Raw genomic sequence first — 8,847 nt, forward strand, 5'->3', positions numbered from 1 at the left:
AGCCGACTGAGGGGTTACCTTAAAGACAATTTTTGTTGACTACTGTATAAGACATTATTTTATGCGGAAGTTTAGGAAGTAAACCCTCCCGTCATGGCTTACGCTATGTCACCCTCCCTGTTAAGGAGGGCTTAGGATATGCAGTTCACAAAATTCTTAGAGACTAAGAATTTTTGTTGTGGCTATGTTTAATATATGCATCTATTGTATAACATACTTCAGTGAAATGTTTAATCACATCTGTGTTAGAAAATCGCATGACATGTAAACCGTATTTTTGTAATAATAATGTTCGTTTATTATCATTTATATGTCCGGTTTCACTATAATGTTGTCCACCATCAACTTCAATTATCAGTTTGGCATAATTACAATAAAAATCGACAATGTAATTTTCAATTTTGCGTTGACGATAAAATTTTATTGGATAATTACGAAGAAAATCGTACCAAAGATGGCGTTCTTCTTTAGTCATTGTTTTACGCAAAAATTTTGATATTGATTTATTTTTGCGATTGTATGGTAAACTCATAAGAATATTCTCCGTGATTTATTTAATCATCAGATGTTTATGACAGAGTTTATAGAATCACTAACCAAAAGGTTCCTTTTGAGATATTGAAGTGTGATGAGTGTCATGTCGGCATATTATAAAGATACTGACCAAAAGACTCACTTTGGGTCATCGAAATGTGATGAATATTTTTCTGACATTTTAAGGATGACCAATGACTTACTTTGGGGTATTGAAATGTGATGAGTGTTTTTCCGACATTTTAAGGANTTACAAAATTCTTAGAGATTAAAAATTTTACTGTGTAATTCCCCATTAAGTAGGGCTTTAAAGGCGTGTGGAATTCTTAGAGATTAAGAATTTTTGCTGTGTAATTCTTCATTAAGGAGGGCTTTAAAGGCATGTGGTTTATAAAAATTCTTAGAGATTAGGAATTTTTGTTGTGTAATTCCCCATTAAGGAGAGCTTTAAAGGCATGCGGTTTACAAAATTCTTAGAGATTAAGAATTTTTATGTATGTAAGATGCAACCCACCAACATGCTGTGCACGGTTCCCTGCCCTTTTAGGGTGGACATATTATTTACATATTATATTGTGACAGACATTGTTTATATAACGACGAAATTTCTGTAAGCATTTTTGTCGGAGAAAAGCGAGTAATAATGTCTTGTCGTGCTGCCTGCCCCATTTGTGCGCACAGAGATTTATCTGCTGATAATTGACTGAGTTTTTGACATAATAGTTTATCATCACCATAGGGAACGGTAAAGCCTGTGATATTGTTGGTTATTACCTCATTGATACCGCCAACATCATAAGCTGCCGCTGGTTTTTGCATGGACATTCCTTCTGCCAGCACCAACCCAAATGTTTCAAAACGTGATGGTAAAACAACAGCATCAGCCGCTGACAAGTAATTTTCCACATCTGGTTTATGTCCGATAAAGTGGACACGCCGGCTCAAGCCGTGCCGCCATATTTGATAGCGCAAATGCCATTTTGCGTTACCGGTGCCGATAATCAATAAGTGCCAGTTCGCTGCCGTCTGATAGTTTGTCAGCAAATCAAGCATATGCTGATGTCCCTTATTGCGCAGATTTTTTATACGGGCGATGATAGCCATGCAAAAGGCATCATCAGGAATGGCATAATATTTTCTCAGCTCATTTCTATTATCATGAGGACGAAATCTTTCAGTATCAATACCATTATAAATAAGCTGTACTTTTTCAGCGGCAGCACCATTATCAAGGGCAACCTGACGGACACATTGGCTGACGGCAATTATTTTATCACAGTCCAGTAAAATTTTTTCCTGCGAATTGCCAAATGCCCCATGTGCTGTATAAATTACCGGTAAATTTAAATGATAATTCAACTTGCATTTCATGGCAGTAATTCCGGCAGCAGCAGAATGGGCGTGAATTATATCAATATGATATTTTTTGATTATACGGCGCAGAAAATAGGCAGCTAAACCAGTATTCAAGCGCAATGGCAAGAATATCTGAGTAATGCCATTTGCCGCTAGTTTATCGGCAAGCTGACCGCCACCAGAGACAACAATGACATTATAACCGTTTTTTTGCAGAAGTGGAGCCAGCATTGCTACATGGCTTTCAGCGCCGCCGATATTCATGCGAGGTACAAGAAGCATTATATTTATATTCATATTACTGTAATTATTTATCATATAAATTATTTTTCAAAACTTGATTTTTCTGGTAATATTTTTTCAAAGGAATCAATTATACATTGCTTTATACCGCTAAAATCAATATTGTCATTATCGTTTATGCAGATCATTGGCATGTTTTGAGCCTTGATAGTTTCATAAAGCCCGGCATTATCAGCAACGCTGCCATAAATCTCGAAGACGCGTCCTTTGGTATGGCGGCCAATTGGTTCAAAATCACCTTTAACAAGCTGCCAATAGCGGATGAGCCATTGGTCAACATCACCGCGATTGCGAAATTTGTGGCAGCTGCTTTCGTCAAGCACGTCATTTTCTTTTGCCCAGATGTCATCGTAAGTACTTTTTAGAAAAGAATATGGTAAATGGTTATTAGAGAAACCGCGGAAATGATGTTCACCGGAAAAAATCAGATTGCGCAAGGCATTCCAGCCATATTTTAACGATATCCATTTGTCAAAATGCTTATGGACCTGGTCCTTCTTGTCAAAATTGGCATTTAGTACGGCCATGCTGTTAAACTTTATGAAAGGCATTATGTCATTTTTTACAGGTGAGCTTATGGCAGTGACGATACAAAAGTCAGTGGGCAGAGTATTTTGAAAAAATAAATCACGGCTTACCGGTTTTATGATGAACATATCATCATTAAAAGAAACAAAGTGGTCGGCAAGTCCCTTGATGCGATGTAAATTCAGTTCCAGCGGACTGGAATTGAATGTTGGCATATACTGTGGTAATAGATAATCTTCATGACGGACAATATTCAGTTTAGGATTGTCGGTATTAAGCCAAGCAGGCAGATGCCCCCAGGTAATAAAATGAACTTTGTTGACCCATGGTGCAAATTTTTCCACACCACGAAACCAATACTGCAGATTATCCCAATCGCGGTAACGACTGACGCGTTTGTCACCGTTACTGTCTGGGTCATAAAGGTCTTTTTGTTTTTGCCAGGCCGGATCATTACCGTCAACCCAGCATACTGTAAAATCTATGGGAAAGTTGGTATTTTGCATATTAGCGCCTTCCTAGGTATATGTTTTAGTCGCCCGATGGCGTTCAACTGACTTCCAGCGATCATGCAGCCAAAACCATTCACTGGGGTACTTTTTTATGTGTTCTTCGATTTTCTTTGTCAATATAGCAGTAGCCTTGCGGATATCACCATGTTTATCACGGGTTTTTCCTACAAAAACAGCTTTATCGATAATGATGTTATGGGTTCGTCCCGGTCCCTTGGTTATGAAGATAGGAATTATCGGTGCATTGTTGCGCCGGGCAATAGTGGCGGCACCGTGGGCACAGGAAGCATCCCGGCCAAGAAAAGGCATGACGATGCCGTCTTCAGCGGCATCCTGATCCATGATAAGACCGATTAACCAACCGTCAGCAATCATTTTGAACATACTGCGGACATCGTATTTATACATTACATACATACCGATCATGGCGCGGTATTCATTTATGAAACGGTCGGCGCCGCGATTTGATTGTTCTTGTGCAACACCAACCAGTTTATAGCCATTTTGTGCCAATACACCGCCAAGCAGCTCCCAGTTATCACTGTGGGCCGCCGCGATAACTCCGCCGCGGCCTAATTTCACTGCTGCATCGAGATTTTCCCTGCCGACAATATGAATGTATTTATTCATGTTATTGCACATGATAGGAAAACGCATCACTTCAACGATCATCGGGCCAAATCTTGTCCAGCTTTTTTTTACAATAGTCAAAGCTTCGGCATCGGTTATATTGAGACCATGCCGGGCGTTGTTCAGAGCCATTTTTTTCCTTTTTTGCGGCACTAACAGCCAAGTGAAACTGCCGATGGCATCACCGATAATATAAGCTGCTTTTTCCGGCAGCAGACAAAAAAATTTACTTAGTGCTTTCAGGACATAATATAGTGCTATGACAGCCACCTTCCAATATATTTTCTAATTTAGTAATTACCCGGGACGGTTTGATAGCAGCCAGACAATCACGCTGAAATCGACACTTACGTTTCCAGCAATGTCGGCATGGATAACCGACTTCAATCGCATTTTCTGGCTGCCGGTAAGGACCATTACGATTGGCGTCTGTTGGACCCATCACCATCACAGCGGGACAGTTGAGTGCTGCCGCCATATGCATGCTGCCGGTATCACCGCCGACAGCGGCCACGGCATTTTGTAGTATATATGCCAATTCTTTTAATGAAGTTTTGCCAACCATATCGATGATATCGATATCGGAGGCAGAACTTTTTATTTGCACGGCTGACACTTTGTCGGTTTTACCGGCACCCGCTAAGATCGGCGTCAGACGATGATTCTTGCACCATTCGGCCAGCTGGGAAAAATATGCTGTCGGCCAGCGTTTGTTGGGCCAGTTGGCACCTATTATAAAGACGATATAGCGACTTTCAATAGTTAAACCATTTTCGGACAGTAGTGACAGCGCTTTATTCTTTTCAGATAGTGTTATACCGAGAGGGAAAACAACATCTTCGACAGCACAGCCGAGTGCCGCCGCTGTGTCAAGATATCGGTCAATAATGTGGCCACGCTGATGGGACCCCTTGACTGGACTGCTTATGAGAAAGCTGCCCTCGCGCATATCCGCATAACCAATTTTTTTATCGGCATGTGCTAAAAAAGCTACTAAAGCTGATTTTAACAATCCCTGCAAATCGATGCTGACGTCATAATGGCGTACATTGAGCTGATGAGAAAATGGGCGGATATATTTTATAAAACTGCTTAATGAGTTTAGTTTTTTTCTGTCAAAAATAATTATGTTATCAATAGCCGGGCTATTTTTGACAATATCAGCGGCTATCGGAGAGACTACCCATGTCAGATGACAATCAGGCCAGGTTTTTTTTATAGCTGCGGCCACGGGTAATGCATGAATCACATCACCAATAGCACTTAGTTTGATAATTAGTATATTTTTCATTTTATCATATATATTTCTTTTATTTTATTGATGATACCGGTAGTGGAACAACCGGCAACCATGTCCACAAATTGTGCATGACCGCCGCATCGGCGCAGAACACCAGCTTCAGGCAGTGTGTCAATTGTGTAGTCGCCGCCTTTTACATAGACCGCCGGTTTTATTTTTTCTACCAATGCTTCAGCACTGGTTTCATCGAACAATACAACATAGTCAACGCAGTCTAATGCATCAAGCACAATGGCACGGTTATTTTCATCGACAATCGGGCGTTTTTCATCTTTCCAGCGTTTTACGGAAGCATCACTGTTGAGCCCAACGATCAGGCAGTCGCCAAAAGAAGCAGCTTTTTTCAGATATGTGACATGTCCGGCGTGCAGCAAGTCAAAACAACCGTTGGTAAGAACAATTTTTTTGCCGGAATGACGCAATATATCACATAAAGCAGCAATGTCAGTATTTTGTATAATCATAATATCACTTTCCCAGTGTTCGGATTAATTCTTGCATTGACACTGTAGCAGTTCCCATTTTTCGTACGGCTATACCGGCTGCGTAGTTGGAAAGCTGTGCGGCTGCTATAGTGTCACTGCCAGCAGCCATGGATAATATAAAGGCGGCAACGCAGGTATCTCCGGCACCGGATACATCGTATACTTCACTCTTATCTGATACGGGGATATTGCTTATCTGGCCATTAGCTTCAAACAAAGTCATTCCCTTTTCACCGCGAGTGACTAGTATGCCCTTAGCCTGCATTTCATTTAATAGGATTTTTCCTGCAGCATAAAGATCGTCGTCATTTTTTATTTTCATATCCACTGCCGCAGCTAATTCGGCATCATTTTGTTTCACATAAGTAACACCCTTAAAATCATGGATACGATAGCGAGAATCAACCATACAGGGAATATTGTGCTGCTGAGAATAATCAATGACCAGCCGACGTATGGCCGGAGTTATCGTGCCACTACCATAGTCACTGAGCACAACAGCTTTACTTTGTGGCAGAATAGACTGCAGCTTAGTCAACAATTTTTTTTCGTCGATGTCATTCATCGGCATATGGTTATCATGATCAATGCGTACTACCTGTTGACTGACAGTGGCTCTGCCGCCGGCTATTATTCTGGTTTTGGTAATAGTGGTGCGTTCCGCAGAAGTTAGTAATCCGTCAACGACGGCTTTATTGGAAGTTAAGATTGATCGCAGCCCCGAAGCAGCTTTGTCATCTCCGATTATGCCAGCAGCGATAGCCTGTCCGCCAATAGTGGCAATATTGTTCACTACATTGGCGGCACCGCCGGCAACCATTTTTTCGTTGTCCTGTTGCAATACCAGAACCGGTGCTTCCCGTGAGATGCGTTCGATGATGCCTTCGAGATAAATATCGGCAACCATGTCACCGATTACGGCAACCGGTTGTCCCTGAAGTTTTTTTATGAGAGTCAGTAAATTTTGTTTAGTATTTTCCATTATATATCACCAGTGAACAAGATTGAATTTTACATGCCATGAGTTTCGTTTTTCCCGATATTTTAATTCCATATCGAAGCAATGGAAGTCGTGATACCAGTAATAGTCACGATCCATTGTTTTCATACCGGCACCGGCGTCAAATTCGTTGGCTATAACGACACGGTTTTTGTCATCAAATTTGTAACTTATACCGGCAGTGACTTTTTTGGAGTAATCATCATAGTCGTAATCAAAAACTGAGTTTTGTGTAGTGGAGCGTGAGTAATGATAAGCAGTATAAGCAGATATTCTACTATTTATGTCATATAAAACTGAAGCATCATAATAAAGGTTTCTGGAACTGCTGTTATCATATGATTCGTGAGTCCAGGTATAGCCAATATCAGGATATAAACGCACCTTAGGTGAACCAAGATAAATAGGAGCACGTGACAGACTGACGGTTTCACTTCTGTGCCAGCTGGATTTTATATCATCATCCCATTTACCATATTCGCTGGAAAAACCAAGGGAATATGGTGTATGCCCGATGCCGGTATTATAGTTAAAAATAAAGGTTGGTTCCTTTTTTATCCAATGATCGTTACCGTCTTCGTAATAACCGTATTCTGTACGGAAAGAAGCTTTGTCCTGAGTCCATTTTATACCATATACATTGCGCAGGTCATACTTGGTGTAGTAATTGAAATTAATATAAGCATTGATTTTATCAGTTAAATCTTTATCATAATCATAGCGGATATGTAAACCATCGTCACTGTTATAAGATACGTGAATAGGAATACCGGCGTTGTCTTCCGGTGCATTCCTGCCGATTTTAGTTATATAACGATCTTTTTTGTAAACTACTTGGTTTTTTATCCAGAATTTGGCATTATAAGCAACCATATGATCATCCGGCCAGATTTCTATCTTGTCGGCAGACATATGATAGTCAGGGACTTTTGCCGGACAACGAGTAATTGACCCGTTATAGATAATCATTTCGTCAGGATAAAATTCCAGCTTTTGGGCCTTGATTTGTTTATCATTAATGGATCCGGCAGCATTTTCCATCGATCCCTTTTTTGTATTGTAGTTATAATGAGTATCATAACCGTTCAGTAGTAAATCAGGATCACCGGTAGTCAGATCTCCCGACTGTGCCATATGAGCTTTATCGGGTATATTAACATCACCGATGTTGGCATTGCCGGACATTTCGTCGGTAGTGAGCCGTGAATAATTGTGGGTTATCTTTACATCGCCCTTAGCATAAACATCTCCATTGACGCTGTTATATGAAATATTATTGCCCTCAAAAATTATTGGGGCAGGTTTGGAAGGGTCGATAGGACGAATAAATTTTTCATTATTAATATCGTCACGCAGATCAGTTAACTCCTTGTTTTTTATATGAAGTCGATCATAATCCTTTTGGGCTTGAAGATAATTTAATAAATCCACGTCGGTACTGTCAGCAGATGCCTGAGATTGTAACATACTGAAAACAGTGGTGAATGCGGCTAGTGCTGAAAATAGATATAATCTTTTACGCATATAATTTAAATTCTCCTAAAAATAATATCAACTAGGCATAATTCGTTAACAAATAGAAAAATCCTGCTTTGTTCTATGCTGGAATTTTTCTGCCAGGCGGACTATGTAATGGATATATTTTGTTTGTTGACATAAGTATAACAAGAAATCAGTACAGTATACAATAATATTGAAGAAAATTATCAAATAAATTGTTTTTTTATTATATTTACTTGAAGTATAGGGTAATCATTATTTTTAAAGAGTGAACCCTCCCGTCATGGCTGCGCCATGCCACCCTCCCTGTTAAGGAGGGCTTTAAAGACGTGTGGTTTACGAAGTTCTTAGAGATTAAGAATTTTTGCTGTGTAATGCCCTGTTAAGGAAGGTTTTAAAGACATGTAGCTTATAAAATTCTTAGAGATTAAGAATTTTTTGTGTATATAATGCAACTCACACCTGTCTTTTTAAAGGCGGACAAAAGATAGGATACGTGTTTTTATGTCTATAAAGATACTGACCAAAAGATTCACTTTGGGTTATTGAAATGTGATGAATATTTTTCCGACATTTTAAGAATGACCAATGACTTACTTTGGGTTATCAGAATGTAATGAGTGTTTTTCTGACATTTTAAGGATGGCTAATCCAAGGCTCCCTTCTAGGGGAGCTGTCGGCGCAGCCGACTGAGGGGTT

At 39.9% G+C, this 8,847-nt stretch carries 8 protein-coding genes; all 8 read right to left on the reverse strand.

Annotated elements, in window-relative coordinates:
• Positions 1-163 precede the first annotated feature (163 nt).
• The 8 genes from I6751_RS06745 to I6751_RS06780 all read right to left on the reverse strand — a co-directional run bounded on the left by I6751_RS06745 (position 164) and on the right by I6751_RS06780 (position 8,172).
• Positions 164-532, reverse strand: coding sequence for an endonuclease domain-containing protein (locus I6751_RS06745; protein WP_196592363.1), 369 nt, complete (start codon positions 530-532; stop codon positions 164-166).
• A 563-nt stretch (positions 533-1,095) separates the two neighbouring features.
• Positions 1,096-2,187: a glycosyltransferase family 4 protein gene (locus I6751_RS06750; RefSeq protein WP_196592364.1), complete on the reverse strand. Its 1,092-nt coding sequence runs from the start codon at positions 2,185-2,187 to the stop codon at positions 1,096-1,098.
• A gap of 26 nt (positions 2,188-2,213) precedes the next feature.
• Positions 2,214-3,227, reverse strand: a complete 1,014-nt coding sequence (locus I6751_RS06755; RefSeq protein ID WP_196592365.1) for a Stealth CR1 domain-containing protein — start codon at positions 3,225-3,227, stop codon at positions 2,214-2,216.
• A gap of 12 nt (positions 3,228-3,239) precedes the next feature.
• Entirely contained in the window at positions 3,240-4,133 is an 894-nt protein-coding gene (locus I6751_RS06760; protein ID WP_330998170.1) for a lysophospholipid acyltransferase family protein, read from the reverse strand.
• Positions 4,090-5,154 (reverse strand): lipopolysaccharide heptosyltransferase I, encoded by a 1,065-nt coding sequence (waaC, locus tag I6751_RS06765; protein WP_196592366.1) that lies wholly within the window; start codon positions 5,152-5,154, stop codon positions 4,090-4,092. Before waaC ends, I6751_RS06760 begins: the two co-directional genes overlap by 44 nt.
• Complete coding sequence (gene rfaE2 / locus I6751_RS06770; protein ID WP_196592367.1) at positions 5,151-5,627, reverse strand: D-glycero-beta-D-manno-heptose 1-phosphate adenylyltransferase; 477 nt, start codon at positions 5,625-5,627, stop codon at positions 5,151-5,153. The genes waaC and rfaE2 overlap by 4 nt, the downstream gene beginning before the upstream one ends.
• Positions 5,628-5,631: 4 nt before the next feature.
• Positions 5,632-6,630 carry a bifunctional heptose 7-phosphate kinase/heptose 1-phosphate adenyltransferase gene (locus I6751_RS06775; RefSeq protein ID WP_196592368.1) on the reverse strand — a complete coding sequence of 333 codons (999 nt, stop codon included), beginning with the start codon at positions 6,628-6,630 and terminating at the stop codon, positions 5,632-5,634.
• 6 nt (positions 6,631-6,636) lie between these two features.
• Positions 6,637-8,172 (reverse strand): LPS-assembly protein LptD, encoded by a 1,536-nt coding sequence (locus I6751_RS06780; protein WP_196592369.1) that lies wholly within the window; start codon positions 8,170-8,172, stop codon positions 6,637-6,639.
• Positions 8,173-8,847: the final 675 nt, after the last annotated feature.

Source organism: Pectinatus frisingensis, assembly GCF_015732285.1.
Taxonomy (GTDB): domain Bacteria; phylum Bacillota; class Negativicutes; order Selenomonadales; family Selenomonadaceae; genus Pectinatus; species Pectinatus frisingensis.